20 protein-coding genes are annotated in these 20635 nt (G+C 64.4%); 19 read left to right on the plus strand and 1 reads right to left on the minus strand.

Annotated elements, in window-relative coordinates; genetic code table 11:
- The first annotated feature begins 1 nt into the window (after position 1).
- The 5 genes from I6F36_RS26070 (at position 2) to mmsB (ending at position 6108) form a co-directional block, all read left to right on the plus strand.
- A complete protein-coding gene (locus I6F36_RS26070) occupies positions 2-1078 on the plus strand; it encodes an aldose epimerase family protein (protein ID WP_225128864.1) in 1077 nt (358 codons plus the stop codon).
- Entirely contained in the window at positions 1078-1956 is an 879-nt protein-coding gene (locus I6F36_RS26075; protein WP_225129005.1) for an SMP-30/gluconolactonase/LRE family protein, read from the plus strand. The genes I6F36_RS26070 and I6F36_RS26075 overlap by 1 nt, the downstream gene beginning before the upstream one ends.
- Positions 1957-2027: 71 nt before the next feature.
- Positions 2028-3098, plus strand: a complete 1071-nt coding sequence (gene chvE / locus I6F36_RS26080) for a multiple monosaccharide ABC transporter substrate-binding protein (protein ID WP_036005529.1) — start codon at positions 2028-2030, stop codon at positions 3096-3098.
- A gap of 245 nt (positions 3099-3343) precedes the next feature.
- Complete coding sequence (gene mmsA / locus I6F36_RS26085; RefSeq protein WP_225172445.1) at positions 3344-4921, plus strand: multiple monosaccharide ABC transporter ATP-binding protein; 1578 nt, start codon at positions 3344-3346, stop codon at positions 4919-4921.
- Positions 4918-6108, plus strand: coding sequence for a multiple monosaccharide ABC transporter permease (gene mmsB, locus I6F36_RS26090; protein ID WP_036005525.1), 1191 nt, complete (start codon positions 4918-4920; stop codon positions 6106-6108). The genes mmsA and mmsB overlap by 4 nt, the downstream gene beginning before the upstream one ends.
- A gap of 100 nt (positions 6109-6208) precedes the next feature.
- Here mmsB and I6F36_RS26095 read toward each other — a convergent pair whose 3' ends face one another.
- Positions 6209-6376, minus strand: a complete 168-nt coding sequence (locus I6F36_RS26095; protein ID WP_225172446.1) for a hypothetical protein — start codon at positions 6374-6376, stop codon at positions 6209-6211.
- Positions 6377-6546: 170 nt separating this feature from the next.
- Here I6F36_RS26095 and I6F36_RS26100 point away from each other — a divergent pair, with 170 nt between their 5' ends.
- The 14 genes from I6F36_RS26100 to I6F36_RS26165 all read left to right on the plus strand — a co-directional run bounded on the left by I6F36_RS26100 (position 6547) and on the right by I6F36_RS26165 (position 20635).
- Complete coding sequence (locus I6F36_RS26100; RefSeq protein ID WP_225133528.1) at positions 6547-7122, plus strand: cytochrome c oxidase subunit 3 family protein; 576 nt, start codon at positions 6547-6549, stop codon at positions 7120-7122.
- A 2-nt stretch (positions 7123-7124) separates the two neighbouring features.
- A complete protein-coding gene (locus I6F36_RS26105; protein ID WP_109145859.1) occupies positions 7125-7385 on the plus strand; it encodes a cytochrome C oxidase subunit IV family protein in 261 nt (86 codons plus the stop codon).
- A gap of 95 nt (positions 7386-7480) precedes the next feature.
- Positions 7481-7933: a cytochrome c gene (locus tag I6F36_RS26110; RefSeq protein WP_036005521.1), complete on the plus strand. Its 453-nt coding sequence runs from the start codon at positions 7481-7483 to the stop codon at positions 7931-7933.
- A gap of 41 nt (positions 7934-7974) precedes the next feature.
- A complete protein-coding gene (locus tag I6F36_RS26115) occupies positions 7975-9321 on the plus strand; it encodes a cbb3-type cytochrome c oxidase subunit I (protein WP_225172447.1) in 1347 nt (448 codons plus the stop codon).
- Positions 9322-9384: 63 nt separating this feature from the next.
- Positions 9385-10197: a CbbQ/NirQ/NorQ/GpvN family protein gene (locus I6F36_RS26120; RefSeq protein WP_036005517.1), complete on the plus strand. Its 813-nt coding sequence runs from the start codon at positions 9385-9387 to the stop codon at positions 10195-10197.
- 10 nt (positions 10198-10207) lie between these two features.
- The gene (locus tag I6F36_RS26125; RefSeq protein ID WP_225172448.1) at positions 10208-12124 is read left to right on the plus strand and encodes a nitric oxide reductase activation protein NorD; all 1917 of its coding nucleotides are present in this window, start codon (positions 10208-10210) and stop codon (positions 12122-12124) included.
- 64 nt (positions 12125-12188) lie between these two features.
- On the plus strand, positions 12189-12851 hold the full coding sequence (locus tag I6F36_RS26130) for an HAD family hydrolase (protein WP_225111795.1): 663 nt from the start codon (positions 12189-12191) through the stop codon (positions 12849-12851).
- 6 nt (positions 12852-12857) lie between these two features.
- Complete coding sequence (locus tag I6F36_RS26135) at positions 12858-13808, plus strand: sugar-binding transcriptional regulator (protein WP_057030032.1); 951 nt, start codon at positions 12858-12860, stop codon at positions 13806-13808.
- 216 nt (positions 13809-14024) lie between these two features.
- Positions 14025-15338 carry a sugar ABC transporter substrate-binding protein gene (locus I6F36_RS26140; protein ID WP_225141346.1) on the plus strand — a complete coding sequence of 438 codons (1314 nt, stop codon included), beginning with the start codon at positions 14025-14027 and terminating at the stop codon, positions 15336-15338.
- Positions 15339-15422: 84 nt separating this feature from the next.
- Positions 15423-16295, plus strand: coding sequence for a carbohydrate ABC transporter permease (locus tag I6F36_RS26145; RefSeq protein WP_225141348.1), 873 nt, complete (start codon positions 15423-15425; stop codon positions 16293-16295).
- Between the two features lies 1 nt (position 16296).
- Positions 16297-17127, plus strand: coding sequence for a carbohydrate ABC transporter permease (locus tag I6F36_RS26150; RefSeq protein ID WP_036005504.1), 831 nt, complete (start codon positions 16297-16299; stop codon positions 17125-17127).
- Between the two features lie 14 nt (positions 17128-17141).
- Positions 17142-18149 carry an ABC transporter ATP-binding protein gene (locus tag I6F36_RS26155; protein WP_036023416.1) on the plus strand — a complete coding sequence of 336 codons (1008 nt, stop codon included), beginning with the start codon at positions 17142-17144 and terminating at the stop codon, positions 18147-18149.
- A 31-nt stretch (positions 18150-18180) separates the two neighbouring features.
- The gene (locus I6F36_RS26160; RefSeq protein WP_036023419.1) at positions 18181-18954 is read left to right on the plus strand and encodes an SDR family NAD(P)-dependent oxidoreductase; all 774 of its coding nucleotides are present in this window, start codon (positions 18181-18183) and stop codon (positions 18952-18954) included.
- Between the two features lie 34 nt (positions 18955-18988).
- Entirely contained in the window at positions 18989-20635 is a 1647-nt protein-coding gene (locus I6F36_RS26165; protein WP_225145946.1) for an FGGY-family carbohydrate kinase, read from the plus strand.

Raw genomic sequence — 20635 nt, forward strand, 5'->3', positions numbered from 1 at the left:
CATGGCCGCATCAACAATCACAAGAGACGTGTTCGGGACGCTGCCCGACGGCCGCGAGGTCGAGCGCGTCGTGCTGCGCGGGGAGGGCGGCTTCGAGGCGCGCATCATCAGCTACGGCGCGGTGCTGCAGGCGTTGATCGCGCCGGATGCCAACGGCGGATATGACGACGTCGTGCTTGGCCATGATGCCTTCGCCGGCTATCTCGCCGAACGGAAGTTTCTGGGCGCCACCGTCGGCCGCTATGCCAACCGCATCGCCAAGGGACAGTTTTCGCTTCAAGGCGAGACGGTGCAGCTAGCGGTCAACAACGGTCCGAATGCGTTGCACGGCGGGCTCGAGGGTTTTGATCGCAAGCTCTGGGAGATCGCGGAGATCGACGGAGGCGCCGAGCCCGCGGTGACGCTCACCTATGTCAGCCCGCACGGGGAGGAGAGTTATCCCGGTAGGCTCGACGTTCGCGTGACCTATCGCATCACCGGGCCGACCGAGCTGTCGCTGCTGATGGAAGCGCGGACCGACCGGCCGACCGTCGTCAATTTGACCAACCACAGCTTCTTCAATCTCGAGGGTGCGACGTCAGAGACGTCCATTCTCGACCACCGCCTGATGGTCGCCGCCGAGCAATTCCTCGCCATAGATGCCACCGCCATTCCGCTGCCGGAGTCGCCGCGCAGCGTGGCCGGCACGCCGTTCGATTTCCGCAAACCGTGGCCGGTGGGCGAGCGCATCCGCGAAGGCGACCCGCAATTGCAAAACGGCAGGGGCTACGACCACACCTATTGTCTCGGGCGCGACGGCAAGCTTGCGCTCGCGGCGCGGCTGGAGGCGCCGCGCTCCGGGCGCATCATGGAGCTGCTCACCGATCAGCCCGGACTTCAGGTCTATTCGGGCAATTATCTCGACGGTACGATGTCCGGCAAGGGCGGCAAGCTGATCCGGCAATCGGACGCCATGTGCCTGGAGCCGCACATCTGGCCCGACGCGCCGAACCGGCCGGATTTCCCGAGCCCGCGCCTCTATCCCGGAGGGGTCTATCGCCATCACACGGTCTATCGCTTTTCAGTGAGGTCGCCATGATGGAGCAGGTGCCAACGACTGTCCTCTCGGATCATCCTTGCCATCTCGGCGAAGGTCCGACCTATGACGTGACCACCGACACGGCCTGGTGGTTCGACATTCGCGAAGGCAAGCTGTTCGAGGCGCAACTCGGCACCGGCACTGTCCGCAGCCACGCGCTCGGGCGGATGGCGAGCGCGCTGGGGCGTATCGACGCCGAGCGGCAGCTGATCGTCGCCGAAGATGGCCTCTACATTCGCAAGCTCGCTGATGGTTCGATGACGCTGTTCTGTCCGCTCGAAGCGGACAATCCGATGACGCGCTCAAACGATTGCCGCGTGCATCAATCGGGTACGTTCTGGATCGGCACTATGGGCAAGAAAGCCGAGCCGAAGGCGGGCGCGATCTACGCGCTTCATCGCGGCAAGATCTCGACGCTGTTTCCCGGCATCAGCATTCCCAATTCGATCTGCTTCTCGCCCGACGGCGCCACCGGCTACTTCACCGACACGCCGCGTGCGGTGCTCTATGCCGTGCCGCTCAACCCCGCGACCGGCCTGCCGCGCGGCGAGCCGGAGGTGCTGTTGCGCCACAGCGGCATCGGCGGTCTCGACGGTTCGGTATGCGACGCCGACGGGCAGATCTGGAATGCGTGCTGGGGCGCGAGCCGGATCGACGTCTACTCGCCGCAAGGCGAGCGCCTGCGTTCGCTTAGCGTGCCGGCGAAGCAGGCGAGCTGCCCCGCCTTCGTCGGCCCCGACCTGTCGCGCCTGCTCGTCACGTCGGCCTGGCAGGATATGGACACGGCGGCACGCGCTGCCGATCCGCAAGCCGGCTGCACCTTTCTGCTCGAAGCAACCGCGCGCGGACGCGCGGAACCCGACGTCAAGCTCGCATAGGAGGCCCAAGCCGTACACGACCGTCGTTCTCGACACCACGAAGAAAGTCTGACACCCAAAGGGAGTGAAACATGCTGAAACTGAAGACAACATTTCTCGCGCTGGCGTTGGCCAGTGCCGCCACGATGGCCACAGGCGTCGCTGCCTTCGCCCAGAAGGCGACGGTCGGCATCGCCATGCCGACGAAGTCCTCGGCGCGCTGGATCGACGACGGCAACAACATGGTCAAGGTGCTGAAGGAGCGCGGCTACAACACCGACCTGCAATATGCCGAGGACGACATCCCGAACCAGCTCTCCCAGGTCGAGAACATGGTGACCAAGGGCGCCAAGGCGCTGGTGATCGCCGCGATCGACGGTACCACCTTGTCCGACGTGCTCAAGCAGGCGAAAGCAAAAGGCATCACCGTGATCGCCTATGACCGCCTGATCCGCGGCACGCCGAACGTCGACTATTACGCGACCTTCGACAACTTCCAGGTCGGCGTGCTCCAGGCGGAGTCGATCGTGCAAGGTCTCGGCCTGAAGGACGGCAAGGGCCCCTTCAACATCGAGCTGTTCGGCGGCTCGCCCGACGACAACAATGCCTACTTCTTCTACAATGGCGCCATGAGCGTGCTGAAGCCATATATCGACAGCGGCAAGCTCGTCGTCGTGTCCGGCCAGATGGGCATGGATAAGGTCGCGACCCTGCGCTGGGACGGCGCCACTGCGCAGGCCCGCATGGACAACCTGCTCAGCGCCTACTACGGCAACAAGAAGGTCAACGCCGTGCTGTCGCCCTATGACGGCCTCTCGATCGGCATCATCTCCTCGCTGAAGGGCGTCGGCTACGGGAGTGCCGGCCAGCCGATGCCCATCATCTCGGGCCAGGATGCCGAGGTGCCCTCGATCAAGGCGATGCTGCGCGGCGACCAGTACTCGACCATCTTCAAGGACACCCGCGACCTCGCCAAGGTGACCGCCGACATGGTCGACGCCGCGCTCGCCGGCAAGCAGGTCACCGTCAACGACACCAAGACCTACGAGAACGGTGTCAAGACCGTGCCGTCCTATCTGCTGAAGCCGGTTGTGGTCTACAAGGACAATTGGGAGAAGACCCTGGTCGACAGCGGCTACTACAAGAAGTCGCAGTTCCAGTAAGACTCTCTCTTTTTCCCCTCTCCCCGCTTGCGGGGAGAGGGTTAGGGTGAGGGGCTTCTTTCCATACGGGCAGTGGTTGGTATGCACTCCGTCATTGCGAGCGCAGCGAAGCAATCCAGTCTGCCACCGCGGAAATTGTCTGGATTGCTTCGCTGCGCTCGCAATGACGATGTGGATGCAGCGATATCAGTCAACCTCTCCCCGCACGCGGGGAGAGACGAAGTAACGCAAGGGACACCAAAGCCATGACCGCCATGCTGGAGATGCGCAACGTCAGCAAGAGCTTTGCCGGCGTGCAGGCATTGCGCGACGTCAACTTCTCGGTTCGCGCCGGGCAGATCCATGCGCTCGTCGGCGAGAACGGCGCCGGCAAGTCGACGCTGATGAAGGTGCTGAGCGGGGTCTATCCGCACGGCAGCTACGAGGGCACCATCGTCTTCGAGGGCGAGGAGCGCCGCTTCCGCGACATCAATGATTCCGAGGCGCTGGGCATCATCATCATCCATCAGGAGCTGGCGCTGATCCCGCTGATGTCGATTGCGGAGAACATCTTCCTGTCGCATCCGCCGTCGAAGTTGGGGGTGATCGACCGCGACGAGGTCTACCGGCGCACGCGCGAGCTGCTGGCGCAGGTCGGCCTGAAGGAATCGCCGGATACGCTGATCACCGATCTCGGCGTCGGCAAGCAGCAGCTCGTCGAGATCGCGAAGGCGCTGTCCAAGCGGGTGCGGATGCTGATCCTGGACGAGCCGACCGCGAGTCTCAACGAGGCCGACAGCGCCGCGCTGCTCGAACGGCTGATGACGTTCCGCGAGCAGGGCATCGGCTCGATCCTGATCTCGCACAAGCTGAACGAGGTTGCCAAGGTCGCCGACCACATCACTGTGCTGCGCGACGGCCGCACGGTGGACAGCATCGACTGCCACGCCGAGCAGATCCAGGAAGACCGCATCATCCGCAGCATGGTCAACCGCGACATGGCGCACCGCTTCCCGGAGCGCAACGTGAAGATCGGCGAGCCGGTGCTCGACGTCGAGAACTGGTCGGTCTATCACCCCATTCATCCCGAGCGGCAGGTGATCAAGAACGTCAGTTTCGGTGTCAAGCGCGGCGAGGTCGTGGGCATTGCCGGGCTGATGGGGGCTGGGCGCACCGAGTTCGCCATGAGCCTGTTCGGCCGCTCCTGGGGCACCAATATCAGCGGCACTATCCGGCTCGAAGGCCGGGAGATCGCGCTGCCGAGCGTCGCCGCCGCGATCGACGCCGGCCTTGCCTACGTCACCGAGGACCGCAAGCAGCTCGGCCTGATCCTCGCCGACGACGTCCGCAAGAACATCACGCTGGCGAGCCTCGACCAGGTCGCACCTGGCAGGGTGATCGACGATATCGCCGAGCTCAAGGTCGCCAGCGACTACCGCAACCGGATGCGCATCCGCTGCTCCGACGTCTACCAGGAGACCGGCCAGCTCTCCGGCGGCAACCAGCAAAAGGTCGTGCTGTCGAAATGGCTGATGACCGACCCCAAGGTCCTGATCCTGGACGAGCCGACCAGGGGTATCGACGTCGGTGCCAAATATGAGATTTACTGTATCATCAACGAGCTTGCGGAAGCCGGCCGCGGCGTCGTGGTGATCTCCTCGGAGCTGCCCGAGCTGCTCGGCATCTGCGATCGCATCTGCGTCATGAACGACGGCGCCTTCGTCGGCGAGTTCAAAGGCTCAGAGGCGACACAGGAAAAGATCATGCGCGCCATCATGCGCAACGAACGAAGCATTGGGAACGCCGCGCCCGCGGCCGCGGAGATGGGAGGATTGCAGCCATGACCGACAAGACGGTTTCGCTGCCCGAGGAGCGCCGGCACGGCAGCTTCATCAAGAACAATTTGCGCAATTACGGCATGTTGATGTCGCTGGTTGCGATCATGCTGTTCTTCCAGGTCGTGACCGGCGGCACGTTGCTGCAGCCGCTCAACCTCACCAACTTGGTGCTGCAGAACAGCTACATCGTCATCATGGCGCTGGGCATGCTGCTGGTCATCGTCACTGGTCATATCGACCTTTCGGTCGGCTCGGTCGCAGGCTTCATCGGCGCCGTGGCGGCCTTGCTGATGGTGACCTACAAGGTCGATTATACGCTCGCCTTCATCGCTTGCCTCGCGCTCGGTGGCGCGATCGGTGCGGCGCAGGGCTATTGGGTGGCCTATTTCAAGATCCCGTCCTTCATCGTGACATTGGCGGGCATGCTGGTGTTCAAGGGCCTGGCGCTCGCGGTGTTGCAGGGCCAGTCGCTCGGGCCGTTCCCGGCCACCTTCCAGAAACTGTCCTCGGGTTTCATTCCGGAGCTGCTGCCTGAGGCCGGCACGCTGCATCCGACCTCGATGCTGATCGGCGCCGTTCTCGCGCTCGGGCTCGTCTATGCCAGTGCCAAGGGAAGGTCGCGCGAGCAGTCGCACGGCATCGAGGTCGAGCCCTATGCGTTCTTCCTCGGCAAGAGCATCTTGCTCGCCTGCGCCGTGCTGTATTTCACCTATCTGATCGCCTCGCATCGCGGCCTGCCCAACGTGCTGGTGATCATGACCGCGCTGATCGCGCTCTACGGCTTCGTCACCCGCCGCACCGTGATCGGCCGGCAGATCTACGCCGTCGGCGGCAACGCCAAGGCGGCGAGCCTGTCTGGCATCAAGACCGAGCGGCTGACCTTCCTCACCTTCGTCAACATGGGCGTGCTCGCCGCGCTCGCCGGCCTCGTCTTCGCCGCGCGGCTCAACACGGCGACCCCGAAGGCCGGCCTCGGCTTCGAGCTCGACGTCATCGCCGCCTGCTTCATCGGCGGCGCCTCGGCCTATGGCGGCGTTGGACGGGTCGGCGGTGCCGTGGTCGGCGCCATGATCATGGGCGTGATGAACAACGGCATGTCCATCCTTGGCATCGGCATCGACTATCAGCAGGTCATCAAGGGCCTGGTGCTGCTGGGCGCGGTGTGCATCGACGTGTACAATCAGCGGCGGTAGCGCTTCGTAGCCCGGATGCAGCGCAGCGTAATCCGGGTCTCTGCGCTTGGTGAGATTTCCCGGATTGCGCTGCGCTGCATCCGGGCTACGGTCCTAAGCACTACGGCAGCGGTGATTGCGTCGTGAACAGCACGGTCGCGATCCCGATCGAGAGCCCCACCGCCGATACGGTTCCCACCGTCGACAGCACGCCCATGCTCCTGAGCGCGATGGCGAAGGCAATGATGATGGGTGTTGCGGTCATCAGCCCGATCTGTGCATCGCTCATGGGATCGTCCGGCGCTCCGTGAAGCTCTGAGCCGGTTCGTACCGCGAAACGGCTGGCTGAACGTTGTGTCGGCGCAAACAGGAGCCCTGCAGTCCTCCAGTTTGTCCGGCAACAAATTCGGAACCGGGTGGCCGAGCTAAGTCTGACCGGTGTCCTGATCCGGAAAGACGATGTCGACGGCCGAGTGCGAACAGCAGGAAACAGGCTGGGGAATCCTGCAGGATCTCCCCGGCGATCCCATGATCTGGGTGCTGATCTTCAGCGAACTCGTCGCCTTCGGCCTGCTCCTCGGCGCCTTCTCTGTCGCCCGCGCGATTCACCCCGCGGTGTTCGCGGCCGGGCAGGCCACGCTCGATTCGCATCTCTCCGGCCTCAACACCGTCGTGCTGGTGACCAGCGGCTGGGCGGCGGCCCGGGCGACCAAGGCCGTGCGGAATGGACAACGGGCAACGACACGATACTGGCTTCTCGGCGCCATGGCGCTCGGCTGCCTTTTCATCGCGATCAAGCTCGCAGAGTACGCCGAAGAAACCGGGCGCGGGGTCGGGCTTGAGACCAATCCCTTCTTCACGCTCTACTTCCTGCTGACCGGCTTTCATCTCCTGCACGTTGGCCTCGGCATCATCATTCTCGCCGTGGTCTGCCGCCGTGCCGGGATATCAGGCGTCGAGACGGGAACGGCCTTCTGGCACATGGTCGATCTGGTCTGGATCGTGATGTTCCCGATCCTGTATCTGGTGAAATGACGATGCCAGATCGTGTCGACGTCACCTGGATCGCCTTGATCGGCCTTGCGCTTGCGACCGTCCTGCTGCCGCCGCTAATACCACGGGCGCTGCTCGGCAACGCTCTGCTGCTTGCCTTCGCCGCGCTCAAGGGGCATCGCATCGCGCTCGACTTCATGGATCTTCGCGCCGTCCCCGCACTCTGGCGCGGTCTCGTCGCGAGCTGGATCCTCATCGTGCTGCTGCTTGCCTGGCTCGCCTCGGCGCTCGTCGCCCTGATCTGACGCGCTCATTGCGCCCTGACAAAGAACGGGCCGGGCAAAGCGGCAATAAATCACACCATCGCAATTTCGCAGGAATCAACCGGAAAGGATTGGCAATGGCTGAACGCCTGACCAAGTCGGCCGCTCGAAACGTCTTCTACGGCGGCTCGGCCTTTTTCTTCGCCATCTTCATAGGGCTAACGGCGCACAGCCATTACTACATGGCCACGACATCGACCGACGCAGCCACGCTGACGTCTTCGGTTGCCCGCGGCAAGCACGTCTGGGAGAAGAATTCTTGCATCAACTGTCATACCCTGCTGGGCGAGGGCGCCTACTTTGCGCCTGAAGTCGGCAATGTCTGGGATCGCTGGGGTGGCAACGAGGATCCGGCCGCCGCGCGCGAGACATTGAAGGCCTGGATGCAGTCGCAGCCTTCGGGCGCACCGGGCCGCCGGCAGATGCCTCAATTCAACCTCACCGACCAGGAGCTCGATGATCTCGCCGACTTCCTGCAATGGACCAGCAAGATCAAGCGCCAAGAGTGGCCGCCGAACAAGGCGGGCTGAGCGCATCGCTTCCTGAAATCCCTCAAGACAGAGAGCCTGAGATGAAATATCAGACCCAGAAAGTCGCGATGCTGTATTTCTACGGCGCGCTGACCCTGTTCGTGGCGCAGGTCCTATTCGGCCTCGTCGCTGGAACGATCTACGTCCTGCCCAACACGCTGTCGACCCTGCTGCCGTTCAACGTCGTCAGGATGATCCACACCAACGCGCTGATCGTGTGGTCGTTGATCGGCTTCATGGGCGCGACCTACTTCCTGCTGCCCGAGGAAACCGAGACAGAGCTCTACAGCCCGCTGCTGGCCAAGATCCAGTTCTGGATGTTTTTCGGTGCTGCGGGTGTGGCTGTGGTCGGTTATCTCTTCCAATACCACGAGGGCCGCGAATTCCTCGAACAGCCCTTCATCATCAAGGTCGGCATCGTCGTCGTCTGCCTGATGTTCCTGCTCAACGTCACCATGACGGCGCTGAAGGGCCGTAAGACCACGATCACCAACATCCTGCTATTCGGGCTGTGGGGCGTTGCGATCTTCTTCCTGTTCGCCTTTTACAACCCGGTAAATCTCGCGATCGACAAGATGTACTGGTGGTATGTTGTTCATCTCTGGGTCGAGGGCGTCTGGGAGCTGATCATGGCCTCCGTGCTCGCTTATCTCATGATCAAGCTCAACGGCATCGACCGCGAAGTGGTCGAGAAGTGGCTCTACGTCATCATTGGGCTGGCGCTGTTCTCCGGCATCCTCGGCACCGGCCATCATTTCTACTGGATCGGCGCGCCCGGTTACTGGCAGTGGATCGGCTCGCTGTTCTCCACGCTCGAGGTCGCGCCGTTCTTCACCATGGTGATCTTCACGGTGCAGATGACCTGGAAGGCCGGCCGCAAGCACCCGAACCGCGCTGCATTGTTGTGGTCGGTCGGCTGCTCGGTCATGGCGTTCCTCGGCGCCGGTGTCTGGGGTTTCCTGCACACCCTGTCCTCGGTCAACTACTACACCCACGGCACCCAGGTTACCGCCGCGCACGGCCATCTCGCCTTCTTCGGCGCCTATGTGATGCTGAACCTGTCCGTGATGGCCTATGCAATCCCACAGATCAGAGGGCGTGCGCCCTACAATCAATGGCTCTCCATGGCGAGCTTCTGGATCATGTGCACCGCCATGATGGTGATGACCTTCGCGCTGACCTTCGCCGGCGTGGTCCAGGTCCATCTCCAGCGCGTGCTCGGCCAGGGCTACATGGACGTGCAGGACCAGCTCGCGATGTTTTACTGGGTCCGGCTGGGGTCCGGCGTGTTCGTCGCGATCTCCGCGCTGATGTTCGTGTGGGCCGTGCTTGTGCCCGGTCGCGCCCGTCAGCCGGTCATCCCCGGCGCGTTGCAGCCGGCCGAGTGAGCGCGCAAAGGCGGCCGTGGCTCGCTGCGGCCGCCGTCACTATGTGAATTCCGGAGAAAGACCATGAATGCAGCACTTCTCGCCGTGGCGAAGCCCGAACCTCAGCCGCCCGCCTATATTGCCAGTGGCAACGAATGCGCGCTGTTCGAGCACGCTTGGCGCAATCAGCTGCCGGTGCTGCTGAAGGGGCCGACCGGCTGCGGCAAGACGCGCTTCGTCACGCATATGGCGGCGCGGCTGGGATTGCCGCTGCACACCGTCGCCTGCCACGACGATCTCACCGCGGCCGATCTCACCGGCCGCTATCTGCTCAGGGGCGGCGATACCGTGTGGAGCGACGGCCCGTTGACGCGGGCGGTGCGCGAGGGCGGCATCTGCTATCTCGACGAGGTCGTGGAGGCGCGCAAGGACGTAACGGTGGCGCTGCATCCCCTGACCGACGATCGCCGCATCCTGCCTCTGGAGCGTACCGGCGAGCAGCTTGCCGCGCCGAACAGCTTCATGCTCGTCGTCTCCTACAATCCAGGCTATCAGACGCTGCTCAAGGCGCTCAAGCCGTCGACGCGGCAGCGCTTTGTCGCGATCGAGTTCGGCTTCCTGCCGCCGGAGCAGGAGATTGCGGTGGTCGCCGCCGAGAGCGGACTATCGCCGGAGCGCGTGCGGCCGCTGGTCGGGCTGGCTGGCCGGCTGCGCGCGCTGAAGGGCCACGACCTGGAGGAGGGTGTCTCGACCCGGCTCGTCGTCTATTGCGCGACCCTGATTGCGGCCGGCATGCCGACGGCCGATGCCGTGCTCGCTGGCATGATCGAGCCGCTGACCGACGATGCCGATGTCAAGGCGGCGCTGCTGGACGTCGCGCGTGCCGTGATCGGCTGAGGCGGCTCCGATGCTCGATTTCCTCGAACTGGAAGAGACCGTCGGCCGCGCCTGGCACCGCATGGTCGGTGGCACCGCCAGCTATCCGGTTCATGCCGAGCATGCGGTCTCGCTTGCGGAAATGAGAAACAGGCTCGCGGTGATGTTCCGCGCGCTGGGCGGTGAGGCGGGTGTGCAGATCGCCGGTGCCGGCGCGCGCAAGTCCGGGCATCGGCTCGGCTGGCGGCAACGCATCGGTCTCGGTGACGAGCGCCTGGAGCAGCCGGGCCGCGATGCCACCTCCATCTTCCTTCCTGAAAGCATCGCGATCTTTCCCGACAACGCGCTGAATGCAGCGCTCTATCGCTGGCTCGCGGCATGGTTCGCAGCCGCGCCGATCGAAACCATCACCGAATCCGATCCGCTGCGGCGGGATCTTCTGGTGTTGCGCCGGGCCAGCGAGACGGCGGTCTTCGTGCTCGCGCAATTTCCCGGCCTCGTCGACGACTATGCGCAACTCGCCGCAGCAACTGCCGAAGCCAGGCCGCGTCGCCCCTTGCCGCGCATCGAGCAGGAGGTCGAGCAGATCGTGCTGGGGCTACTCGGAACCGGAAAGGCGCCTGCGGGCAAGCTGTGGCCCGCGATGATGGGAACGGAGCCGCTGCTGGTCAAGGCGCCGCCTGGCTATCGCTCGATGCTTCCGTGCCCGCTGTGGGGCGATTGCTGGACCCGCGAGCTGTCGCCTGCGCATGCGGGCGTGGATGAATGCGCCGATGGTGCGGAGGCCGCGAGCGAGGACAATCGCAAGCACTTTGCCGTGCGCGAGCGCGAGGACGGCGCCAATCGCCGCGATCCCTTCGTACTCAACCGCTTCGAGAAAATTCTCGCGATGGCCGAGATGGTCAATGTCGACCGCCCCACCGATGACAGTGAGGAGGAGGATGCGCAGAAGGCGGCGGACGATCTCGAGGAGATAACGCTCAGCCGCCGCAGCGGCAAGCCGGCGGGCCGGTTCAAGTTTGATCTCGACCTCCCGCCGGAGGCCCTCGATGCCTCGCGCTTGACTGCGGACCTGACCTATCCGGAGTGGGATTATCGCAGCGGCTCCTATTTGCCGGATCATTGCCGCGTACTCGCATCTGCCGCCCCCGAGAATGGGGAAAGCTGGACGCCCAACGAGACCATGCGCCGGCACATCCGCCAGGTGCGCCGCCGCTTCGAGGTCCTGCGGCCGCGCCATGAGTTGATGCGGGCTCAGGCCGACGGGCATGATCTGGATCTAGACGCGCTGGTGCGTGCGCGGTGCGATCTCCGCGCCGGCAGCAGCAGCGGTCTTGATCGCGTCCATTTGGCGATGCGCCCGCAAGGTCACGATCTCGCTGTCACGCTGCTGGTCGACGTCTCGCTCTCCACGGACGCCTGGGCCAATGGCTACCGCGTGCTCGACGTCGAGAAGGAGGCGCTGCTCGTGCTTGCCCACGGCCTATCCGCCTGCGGCGATCACCACAACATCCTGACCTTCACCTCGCGCCGGCGCTCCTGGGTGCGGCTCGAGACGGTTAAGGCGTTCGGCGAGCCGATGAGTGACGTGGTCGAGCGCTGCATTGGCGCGCTCAAGCCCGGCTATTACACGCGGATCGGTGCGGCGGTACGGCATGCCGCCGCCGAGCTTGCACGCCAGCCGCAGCGCAAGAAGCTGCTGCTCGTCCTCACCGACGGCAAACCGAACGACGTCGACCACTATGAAGGGCGCTTTGCGGTCGAAGACACCAGAAAGTCCGTGCAGGAAGCGCGCCGGCTCGGGATCACGGTGTTCGGCGTAACGATCGACGCGGGGGCGCAATCCTATTTTCCGGCCCTGTTCGGGCGCAGCGGCTATGCGATCGTCGGCAACATCAAACGATTGCCCGCGGCACTGCCGGCGATCTACCGGCAGGTGGCACACTGATGCGGTTCATGCAACTGGGCGTTGGGCTATTGCTCAAGGCTTGGGTATATGATCGAATGGCCGGATGGAGCAGGGCCGGCCAAATCCCGATCTGATCATCTTCGACTGTGATGGTGTGCTCGTCGACAGCGAACTCTTGAGCTGCCGCTGCCTGTCCGAGGTCCTGGCGGAATTCGGTCTCGTGCTCAGCGAGGAGCAGGCGCTCGAGCTGTTTCTCGGACGCAGCACCAAGGCCGTCGAGCAGCATTATCGCGATCTCGGGCACTCGCTGACGGACGCCTTCCCGCCCCGACTGAAGTCGCGTGTGCTGGAGAATTTTGCCGCCTCGCTCGCGCCGATTCCCGGGGTGGAGGCGGCGATCTCCGGACTGACCGTGCCGTTCTGCGTGGCCTCGTCGAGCGATCTCGACCGCGTCTCGCTCTCGCTCGACGTCACCAGTCTTCGGGCATATTTCGGCGATCGGATCTACACCGCGCAGATGGTCAGGCACGGCAAGCCGGCGCCTGATCTCTTTCTTCATGCGGCCGAGAGCATGCGCACGCCGCCATCGCGCACGCTGGTGATCGAGGATAGCGTCAGCGGCGTGCAGGCGGGTAAGGCGGCCGGCATGACCGTCTGGGGATTTGTCGGCGGCGGCCATTATCGCAGCCGCGATGGCCGGGCTATATTATCGGCCGCCGGGGCCGATCGGGTCTTTACACATATGAGCGATCTCTGGGAGGTGTGAGCGCGCATGGCCGCCGAGAACGACAAGTCGAGACTCGACGACGCCGCGCGCGCCGGCTGGCTCTATTTCATTGCCGGTCACACACAGGACGAGATCGCAAAGATGCTTCAGGTGTCGCGGGCTTCGGCGCAGCGGCTGGTCTCGTTGTGCCTCGCCGAGCGGCTCATCACCTTCCGGCTCGAGCACCCCATCGCAGCCTGCATGGAGCTGGCGGCGCGCTTGAAGCAACGGTTCGACCTCGTTCATTGCGAGGTGGTGCCGGCCGATCCGGCCGCGCCGCAGGCGGTGGCTGGAATCGCCGAGCGCTGCGCCAATTTGCTCGATTCCACGCTGCGTTCGGAGACGCCCGTGATCGTCGCGCTCGGCACGGGCCGGGCGGTGCGTGCCGCCGTCGAGCGCGTCACGCCGATCGAGCGGCCCAATCACCAGATCGTCTCGCTGGTCGGCAATATCTCCGCCGACGGCTCGGCGAGCTTCTACGACACCGTCGGCCGGCTCGCCGACCGCACCGGCGCGCGGCACTATCCGATGCCGCTGCCGTTCCTGATGTCGTCGGAAGACGAGCGCAACAGGATGGTGCGCATCGAGCCGATCGCGAAGGTGAAGGCGGTCGCGGCAAGGGCTGACTTGCGCCTCGTCGGCATCGGCCAGATGGATCAGAAGGCGCAGGTGCACGTCGACGGCTTCGTCACCCGCGACGAATTGTTCGAGATGATGCGGCTTGGCGCCATCGGCGAGATCACCGGCTGGGCCTATGACGCCAAGGGGCGCCTGCTCAAGGCCGGCACCAACAAGCGCCTCACCAGCATTCCGCCGGAAGTGCCGGCGAAGACCACGACCATCGGTGCGGCGGTGGGCGCAGCCAAGGTGGCGGCGATTGCAGCCGCGCTGAGCGGCGGGCTGATCAACGGATTGATCACGGACGAGGCGACGGCAAGAGCGATTCTGGAGCGGTAAAGCGCTCACGCTTCGCGTGCCTACCACACTGGATGCTCCGCGTTCGCGGAGCACGACAGCCGTGGGTGAAGCAAAACCTCCCCATCCTTCCCGCACCGCAGCACTCACAAGTTGCTGGAATGCCCACGCGCCTGCTTGACAACGTGCCGCCCTTGCGCTGAACATACGCCCAACGCGTGGGCATATGCCCAAAACGCGAATTGAGGGGAGGTCACCGTGAAACATGTCCTGGGCGCCGTCTGCGGCGCGTCTTGCCTGCTACTGGCCGTCCCGGCGATGGCCGAAACGACCCTGACGATCGCCACCGTCAACAATGGCGACATGATCCGCATGCAGGGGCTGACGGGTGAGTTCACCAAGAAGAACCCTGACATCACCGTGAAATGGGTGACGCTGGAGGAGAACGTGCTGCGCCAGCGCGTCACCACCGATATCGCCACCAAGGGTGGCCAGTTCGATGTCCTCACCATCGGCACCTACGAGGTGCCGATCTGGGCCAAGAAGGGCTGGCTGGTACCGCTCGCCAACCTCGGCGCCGATTACGACGTCGCCGACCTCCTGCCCAAGATCAAGGACGCGGTCTCCGCCGACGGCAAGCTCTACGCCGCGCCGTTCTACGGCGAGAGTTCGATGGTGATGTACCGCACCGATCTGTTCGAGAAGGCCGGCCTGAAGATGCCGGAAAAGCCGAGCTGGGATTTCGTGATCGATGCGGCCAAGAAGCTGACCGACAAGAGCGCCGGCACCTACGGCATCTGCCTGCGCGGCAAGGCAGGCTGGGGCGAGAACATGGCGTTCCTCTCGGCAATGGCCAATTCCTATGGCGCGCGCTGGTTCGACGAAAAGTGGCAGCCGCAGTTCAACACGCCGGAATGGAAGACGACACTCACCACCTACGTCAACCTGATGAAGGAAGCCGGGCCTCCCGGCGCCAGCTCCAACGGCTTCAACGAGAATCTGGCGCTATTCAACGCCGGCAAATGCGCGATGTGGATCGACGCCACGGTCGCGGCGTCCTTCGTCACCAACCCCAAGGAGTCCAAGGTCGCCGACAAGGTCGGCTTCGCGCTCGCGCCCAACACCGGGCTCGGCAAGAACGCCAACTGGCTGTGGGCCTGGAATCTCGCAATCCCTGCCGGCTCCAAGAAGACGGAAGCAGCCGAGAAGTTCATCGCCTGGGCCACCAGCAAGGACTACACCAAGCTGGTGGCCTCGAAGGAGGGCTGGGCCAACGTGCCGCCGGGCACGCGTACCTCGCTCTACCAGAACGATGAGTACCTGAAGGTCGCGCCGTTTGCGAAACTGACGCTGGCCTCGATCAACGCCGCCGATCCCAACAAGCCGACGGTGAAGCCCGTTCCCTACGTCGGCGTGCAATACGCCGCCATCCCTGAATTCCAGGGCATCGGCACGCAGGTGGGCCAGCAGTTCTCGGCGGCGCTTGCGGGATCGATGACGGTCGATGCGGCGCTCACGGCTGCGCAGTCCGCTACCGAGCGCGAGATGAAGCGCGCCGGCTACATCAAGTGAACCCGGGCTCTCCCTGAGCTCAAACTTGCGGCCATCCATCCTTGCTGGATGGCCGCCCTTCTTCCTCCGAGCGGAGCGCCAAGAATGGCAACCCGGCAGACGCAGCTTCTTGCGCGGTCGCTCCTGACCCCGGCCGTCGGACTGCTGTTCATCTGGATGATCGTCCCGCTGGCGCTGACGATCTACTTCTCGACGCTGCATTACAGCCTGCTCGATCCCGGCTCGGAATCGTTCGTCGGCCTTGAAAACTTCCGCTACTTCCTCACCGATCCTGCCTTCCTCGCCTCGCTTCAGAACACGCTGGTGCTGGTCGGCTCGGTGCTGGCGCTGACCATCCTGCTCGGCATTCCCCTGGCGCTGCTGATGGACCAACCCGTGGTCGGCCGCAATTTCGTGCGGCTGATGGTGATTGCGCCGTTCTTCGTGATGCCCACGGTGAGCGCGCTGGTCTGGAAGAACCTGTTGATGCATCCGGTGTCGGGATTGTTCGCCTGGCTCGCTTCGCTGTTCGGCCTGACGCCGATCGATTGGTTCAACGACGTGCCGCTGTTTGCGGTGATTTTGATCGTGACCTGGCAATGGCTGCCGTTCGCGACCCTGATCCTGCTCACCGCGCTGCAATCGCTCGACGAAGAGCAGAAGGAAGCCGCCGAGATGGACGGCGCCAGCGCCGTCTCGACCTTCATCTACATCACGCTGCCGCACCTCGCGCGTCCCATCACGGTGGTGATCCTGATCGAGACCATCTTCCTGCTCACGGTGTTCGCCGAGATCTTCGTCACCACCGGCGGCGGGCCGGGCCTGCAAACCACCAACATCGCCTTCCTGATCTATTCGCAGGCGCTGATCCAGTTCGACGTCGGCAGCGCCTCGGCGGGCGGGCTCGTCGCGGTGGTCATCGCCAACATCGTCGCCTTCTTCCTGGTCCGCATCGTCGGCCGCAACCTGGAGGCCTGACATGGCACGGATGGCGACGACGCGGCGGGTGATGATATCGACGGCGGCGGCCTGGCTGTTCGGCTTCCTGATCTTCTTTCCGATCCTATGGATGGGGCTGGCGAGCTTCAAGACCGAGCTCGAGGCCTTCGCGATCCCGCCATCCTTCCTGTTCTTCCACTGGACCACCGAAAACTACGCGACCGTGCAGGAACGCAGCGATTATCTGCACCACGCGATGAACTCGATCATCATCGCCGGCGGCTCGACGCTCATTGCGCTGCTGATCGCCATTCCGGCGGCCTGGTCGATGGCGTTCTCGCCAACCAAGCGCACCAAGGACATCCTGCTCTGGATGCTCTCGACCAAGATGATGCCGCCGGTCGGCGTGTTGGTGCCGATCTACCTGATCTACAAGAGCCTCGGGCTGCTCGATTCCCGCATCGGCCTCGTCTTCATCCTCTGCCTCGGGAATCTGCCGATCGTCATCTGGATGCTCTTCACATATTTCAAGGAGATCCCGCGCGACATCTTAGAGGCCGCGCGCATGGACGGCGCCACGATCGGCCGCGAGCTGGTCTATGTGCTGACGCCGATGGCGATCCCGGGACTGGCGTCCACGCTGTTGCTCAATCTGATCCTGGCCTGGAACGAGGCGTTCTGGACGCTGAACCTGTCCACCTCGAGCGCTGCGCCGCTCACCACGTTCATCGCCTCCTATTCGAGCCCCGAAGGGCTGTTCTGGGCAAAACTGTCGGCGGCGTCCACGCTGGCGATCGCGCCCATTCTCGTCCTGGGTTGGTTCAGCCAGAAGCAGCTCGTGCGCGGGCTCACCTTTGGCGCGGTGAAATAGGGGGCTGCCGGATCATGGGTCAGATCACACTTCAGGGCGTGCAGAAATCCTTCGGCCCCGTGCACATCATCAAGGGCGCCGACCTCGAGATCGCCGATGGCTCCTTCGTGGTGTTCGTCGGTCCCTCCGGCTGCGGCAAGACCACGCTGCTGCGGCTGATCGCGGGGCTCGAGGACGTCAGCGGCGGCAAGATCCTGATCGACGGCAAGAACGTCGTCGATACGCCGCCCGCCAAGCGCGGGCTGTCGATGGTGTTCCAGTCCTACGCGCTCTATCCGCATATGAGCGTGCGCGGCAATATCGGCTTCGGCCTCAAGATGGCGGGCTTGCCGAAGGACGAGATCAACCGCAAGGTCGAGGCGGCCGCCGCGACGCTGAATCTCACGCCCTACCTCGACCGCAAGCCGCGCGAGCTCTCCGGCGGCCAGCGCCAGCGCGTCGCGATCGGCCGTGCCATCGTCCGCGAGCCCAAGGCATTCCTGTTCGACGAGCCGCTCTCCAACCTCGACGCCGCGCTGCGCGTGCAGATGCGCATCGAGGTGACGCGACTTCAGAAGCAGCTCGGCACCACCGCGATCTACGTCACCCACGACCAGGTCGAGGCCATGACCATGGCCGACAAGATCGTCGTGCTCAACGGCGGCAAGATCGAGCAATATGGCTCGCCGCTGGAGCTTTACGAGCGACCCGCCAATCTCTTCGTCGCCGGCTTCATCGGCTCGCCCAAGATGAATTTCGTCACCGGAGAGCCTGCTTTGCAGAAGGGGGCGGCGACGATCGGCGTTCGGCCGGAGCATCTGAAGATCGAGCGCGACGGCGGTGGCGGCTGGCAGGGAACCATTGCGGTGGCCGAGCATCTCGGCAGTGACACCTTCCTCTACGTCGACGCCGGCGCGCTCGGCATGCTGACGGCGCGCTACATCGGCGAATTGAGCCTGCATGGCGGCGACCGGGTGTCGCTGATGCCCGACCCTGCGCGCATTCACCGCTTCGACGAGAGCGGCAACGCTCTTCGGGGCTGACAAGAAACGGCAAGAAGACGGAAAGACGATCATGTATCTGGAAAAATTCAGGCTGAGCGGCAAGACCGCGTTCATCACCGGCGGCGGCCAGGGCATCGGCCTCGCCTGCGCGGAGGCACTGGCCGAGGCCGGCGCGAAGGTCATCATCGGCGACCGCGACGGCAAGGTCGCCGACGGCGCCAAAGCCAGCCTGAGGGCGAAGGGCTACGACATCGAGACCGCAATCATGGACGTCACCAACACCACACGCGTGGCGGAGGTGGCAAATGATCTCGTCGCCCGCCATGGCAAGGTCGACATCCTCGTCAACAATGCCGGCATCGCGCGGAGCGAGACGCCGGCCGAGACCGTTACCGACGAGCACTGGCTCAACGTCATCGACGTCAATCTCAACGGCACCTTCTGGTGCTGCCGCGAGTTCGGCAAGCACATGTTGAAGGCTGGAAGCGGCGCCATCGTCAATGTCGGCTCGATGAGCGGCTTCATCGTCAACAAGCCGCAGGAGCAGTGCTTCTACAACGCCTCCAAGGCCGCCGTGCACCATCTGACCAAGTCGCTGGCCGCCGAATGGGGCGCGCGCGGCATCCGCGTCAACGCGGTGGCGCCGACCTATATCGAGACGCCGCTCAACGCCTTCGTGAAGAGCAATCCGAAAATGTATGACGCCTGGATTGGTGGAACTCCGATGGCGCGCATGGGGCAGGTTGAGGAGATCGCCTCCGTCGTGCTGTTCCTCTCGTCGGAGGCCGCGAGCCTGATGACCGGCAGTATCGTGCTGGTGGATGGCGGCTACACTTGCTGGTAGGCTCACCGTCAAAACGGACGGACCGGGAGAGACCATGCCGCGAGCGTATATCGGCGTCGACGTGGGGACCACGAGCACGCGGGCAGGGGTGTTTGACGAGGCCGGCACGCTGCTCGCGACGGCCCGGCATCCGATCAGGATCTGGCACGAGGCCGGCGACATCGTCGAGCAGTCGTCGGAGGACATCTGGCAGGCCTGCGCCAAATCGGTGCGCGCGGCGATGTCGGAAGCAGCGATTACGCCGGGCAGCATCGGCGGCATCGGTTTCGACGCCACCTGTTCCCTCGTGGTGCTCGATCCGCAAGGCGAGCCGCTCACCGTCAGCACCTCCGGCGAGGCGCAGCGCAACGTCATCGTCTGGATGGACCATCGCGCCACGGCCGAAGCGCGGCTGATCAACGAGACCGAGGATGCCGTGCTGCGCTATGTCGGCGGCTCGATCTCGCCGGAGATGGAGATGCCGAAGCTGCTATGGCTGAAGCGGCATCTGCGCGCGAGTTTCGATGCCGCCGGTCACTTCTTCGACCTGGCCGATTATCTGACCTGGCGGGCGACCGGCGCGCTGCAGCGCTCGACCTGCACCGTCACCTGCAAGTGGAACTATCTCGCCCATGACGGCGGCGGCTGGAGCGCGCCGTTCTTCAAGCGCATCGGCCTGTCCGACTTCGTCGCCGAAAAATACGCGCGCATCGGCACCGAAATCGTTGCGCCCGGTACGCGCCTCGGCGTCGGGCTCACGCCGGCAGCAGCAGTCGAGCTCGGCCTTCCTCCGGGCACCCCGGTCGGCGCCTCCCTGATCGATGCCCATGCCGGCGGTATCGGTGCGATTGGCGGCCGTGACGGGGCAGCCGGCCCGAGCGATGTCGGCGATCGTCTCGCCTACATCATGGGAACGTCGGCCTGCATCATGGCGACGACGAAGGAGCCGTGCTTCGTGCCGGGCGTTTGGGGTCCCTATTATTCCGGCATGGTGCCGGATTTCTGGCTCAATGAAGGCGGGCAGTCCGCCGCGGGCGCTGCGATCGATCATCTCCTCAAGTCGCATCCCGGCCATGGCGAGGCGAGCGCGGCGGCACGCAGCGAAGGCCTCGATCTCATCGATTTCCTCGAGCGCCGCATCATCGCGCGCTCCGGCGGTGCTAGCCGCGCCGCGCTGCTGGCGCGCGACGTCCACGTGCTGCCGGAATTCATTGGCAACCGCTCGCCCTATGCCGATCCCGACACGCGCGCGGTGATCGCGGGCCTTGATCTCGACACCGACATCGCCGCGATGGAACGGCTGTTCGTCGCCGGCCTCTGCGGTCTTGCCTACGGGCTTGCGGAGGTCATCGAGGCTTTTGCCGCGCATGGGGTCCGCTCCAGCATCATGATCATGGGTGGCGGTGCCAGCCGCAGTCCTTTGGTGCGGCAGATCATGGCGGATACCACCGGTCTCACGGTCGCGTTGCCGCAGACGAAGGAGCCGGTGCTGCTGGGCGCCGCGATGTTAGGGGCGGTCGCCGGTGGCGCCTATGCCTCGATCGGTGAGACCATGGCCAAGATGTCGGCGCTGGGGCGCAAGAGCGAGCCGACCGCGCCTGATATGGCCGCGTTTCACGCCCGCAAGCGCGAGGTCTACAAGCTGCTGCGCGAGCTCGATCGCGGCAGCCGTGCCGCGATGCGCAGCGTCGCGAGAGGTTGA

The organism is Bradyrhizobium sp. BRP19, assembly GCF_020194195.1.
GTDB lineage: Bacteria > Pseudomonadota > Alphaproteobacteria > Rhizobiales > Xanthobacteraceae > Bradyrhizobium > Bradyrhizobium yuanmingense.

What these genes read in the sequence shown, in the direction of transcription:
- I6F36_RS26070 (WP_225128864.1), top strand. Translation starts at nt 2, where the DNA reads ATGGCCGCATCAACAATCACAAGAGACGTGTTCGGGACGCTGCCCGAC.
- I6F36_RS26075 (WP_225129005.1), top strand. Translation starts at nt 1,078, where the DNA reads ATGGAGCAGGTGCCAACGACTGTCCTCTCGGATCATCCTTGCCATCTC.
- chvE (WP_036005529.1), top strand. Translation starts at nt 2,028, where the DNA reads ATGCTGAAACTGAAGACAACATTTCTCGCGCTGGCGTTGGCCAGTGCC.
- mmsA (WP_225172445.1), top strand. Translation starts at nt 3,344, where the DNA reads ATGACCGCCATGCTGGAGATGCGCAACGTCAGCAAGAGCTTTGCCGGC.
- mmsB (WP_036005525.1), top strand. Translation starts at nt 4,918, where the DNA reads ATGACCGACAAGACGGTTTCGCTGCCCGAGGAGCGCCGGCACGGCAGC.
- I6F36_RS26095 (WP_225172446.1), bottom strand. Translation starts at nt 6,376, where the DNA reads ATGAGCGATGCACAGATCGGGCTGATGACCGCAACACCCATCATCATT.
- I6F36_RS26100 (WP_225133528.1), top strand. Translation starts at nt 6,547, where the DNA reads ATGTCGACGGCCGAGTGCGAACAGCAGGAAACAGGCTGGGGAATCCTG.
- I6F36_RS26105 (WP_109145859.1), top strand. Translation starts at nt 7,125, where the DNA reads ATGCCAGATCGTGTCGACGTCACCTGGATCGCCTTGATCGGCCTTGCG.
- I6F36_RS26110 (WP_036005521.1), top strand. Translation starts at nt 7,481, where the DNA reads ATGGCTGAACGCCTGACCAAGTCGGCCGCTCGAAACGTCTTCTACGGC.
- I6F36_RS26115 (WP_225172447.1), top strand. Translation starts at nt 7,975, where the DNA reads ATGAAATATCAGACCCAGAAAGTCGCGATGCTGTATTTCTACGGCGCG.
- I6F36_RS26120 (WP_036005517.1), top strand. Translation starts at nt 9,385, where the DNA reads ATGAATGCAGCACTTCTCGCCGTGGCGAAGCCCGAACCTCAGCCGCCC.
- I6F36_RS26125 (WP_225172448.1), top strand. Translation starts at nt 10,208, where the DNA reads ATGCTCGATTTCCTCGAACTGGAAGAGACCGTCGGCCGCGCCTGGCAC.
- I6F36_RS26130 (WP_225111795.1), top strand. Translation starts at nt 12,189, where the DNA reads ATGGAGCAGGGCCGGCCAAATCCCGATCTGATCATCTTCGACTGTGAT.
- I6F36_RS26135 (WP_057030032.1), top strand. Translation starts at nt 12,858, where the DNA reads ATGGCCGCCGAGAACGACAAGTCGAGACTCGACGACGCCGCGCGCGCC.
- I6F36_RS26145 (WP_225141348.1), top strand. Translation starts at nt 15,423, where the DNA reads ATGGCAACCCGGCAGACGCAGCTTCTTGCGCGGTCGCTCCTGACCCCG.
- I6F36_RS26150 (WP_036005504.1), top strand. Translation starts at nt 16,297, where the DNA reads ATGGCACGGATGGCGACGACGCGGCGGGTGATGATATCGACGGCGGCG.
- I6F36_RS26155 (WP_036023416.1), top strand. Translation starts at nt 17,142, where the DNA reads ATGGGTCAGATCACACTTCAGGGCGTGCAGAAATCCTTCGGCCCCGTG.
- I6F36_RS26160 (WP_036023419.1), top strand. Translation starts at nt 18,181, where the DNA reads ATGTATCTGGAAAAATTCAGGCTGAGCGGCAAGACCGCGTTCATCACC.
- I6F36_RS26165 (WP_225145946.1), top strand. Translation starts at nt 18,989, where the DNA reads ATGCCGCGAGCGTATATCGGCGTCGACGTGGGGACCACGAGCACGCGG.